This window comes from Fretibacterium sp. (genome assembly GCF_057312375.1).
In genome coordinates this window covers 1-1659 of record NZ_DBHLDX010000089.1, presented here as the reverse complement: position 1 = coordinate 1659, position 1659 = coordinate 1, and the positions used below count along the sequence as shown (strand labels likewise).

The 1659-nt window shown below is 63.8% G+C and carries 2 protein-coding genes; both read right to left on the bottom strand.

All coding sequences use genetic code 11. The annotated features are described in order from the left end of the window. The coding region (locus ACO41U_RS09650) for a DMT family transporter (protein WP_485943531.1) at positions 1–773 on the bottom strand (773 nt) is incomplete at its 3' end. A gap of 10 nt (positions 774–783) precedes the next feature. Then, positions 784–1659, bottom strand: an 876-nt coding sequence (locus ACO41U_RS09645; protein WP_485943529.1) for an alanine racemase, incomplete at its 5' end; no start/stop codon positions are given.

Below are 1659 nucleotides of genomic sequence, written 5' to 3'. Positions count from 1 at the left end.
GCGAAGACCGTTTCCATGCTCAGGATCAAGGCCGTATGGGAGGGAATGACGTCCTTCTGCGCCACCACCTGGAGCGTGTAGGCGAGCCCCACGGAGACCACCCCGCAGTAGAGGATCGGGAGCAGGGCGTCCCCAATGCGCATAAAGCCGCCCCGCTCCAGGAACAGAGCCGTCCCAACGCTGAACAGCGCACAGAACGCGAACTGCCAGAACGAGAGCTCCAAGGGGTCCGTTCTCTTTACGTAGGCGTCGATGCACAGGATGTGCAGGGCCCAGAACACCGCACCTGCCATCTCGAAGAAATCGCCCCGCGAGATGGAAAGGTCCTCCCGCACGCTCAGGAGGTAGAGGCCCACGAGGGCCAACATCCCGGCGCACCAGGTCGTCAACGGAACCCTGTGGTGCATGAAGATCCCCAACAGGGGCACAAAGAGAATGTAGAGCCCCGTCAGAAAGGCGGCCTGCCCCGCCGTCGTCTCCGCGATGCCCGCCTGCTGGAGCCATGCCGCCAGGAACATGACGCCTCCGTTCAGAAGCCCGCCCCGGATCGAGAGCCTGCGGGATGCAGCCCTCGCACGCCTCATCGCCGGATCGTTCCATCCGGAGAGGACGATCAGGGGGAGCAGCGACGTGCTCCCCAGGGCAAAACGACAGGCGTTGAAGGAAAAGGGAGGCAGGGCCTGGGCACCGAACTGCTGTGCGATGAACCCAAAGCCCCAAATGGCCGCGGTGACGAGGAGCTGGAGGTTGCCCCTCAGCGTCCTGGAATCCATGGCTCGTCCCTCACGACGGCTTCCTCATTCGCACCGCCGTCATAAAGTCCTGTCCTGACCATACCGGCACCTTATCGACGTACTTTGACATGAAGATCATCAGGAGCGCCTTGTAGTCCACGTCGAAGTCCAGAGTGCCGCCGACGTACACGTCGCCCTTCGCGTGGGTCACGTCGAAGATCGTGTGGTCGGAGGAGTAGTGCCCCAGATAGCGCAGGCCCTCCATGCGGGGCGTTAGACTGAAGGGGAACGTGTCCTGTCCACCGACGGCGATGATCGCGCGTTGGATCATCCCGCGATCCTCCATCTCCGCCGGCGGCTCCCCGAAGGCGTTGAGTCCCCGCTCTCCGGACGGCACGGAGTGCTTCAGCTTCTTCTCGATGACCTCGCACCGCAGCGTGAACACGTCGTGCAGCATCCCCGGGATGGAGCTGCCATAGGACGTTTCGTGTCCCAGGAGGAACGCCTCTCCGATACGAAGGTGGTTGATGCCGTCCGGCATCCGGTCGTCAAGCACCAGCGGCAGGCTGCCGGAGTTGCCGCCCGACACGTACTCGAACTCGTAGCCGCAGCGGTTTTGTGCCTCCTTCGCTAGGTCCGCCAGCTCCTTCAGCTTCTCAGGCGTAGGGATGACGCCGCCGTAGCAGTTGAAGTTCACGCCCAGTCCGTTGAGCTTCACGCCGCGCATCGTCAGGACCTGCTCCACCATCGGCATGACGTCCTCCGGCAGCACTCCCTCGCGCAGGTCCCCCAGCTCCACCATCAGGATGACCTCGTGCGTCCGCCCCAGCGTCAGCGCGGCGTCCGACAGCGCCTTGATGGCGGCGAGCTCCGAGTTCAGGCTGACGTCGCAGAGGCAGACGACGTCGTCCGCCTCGGAGATCAT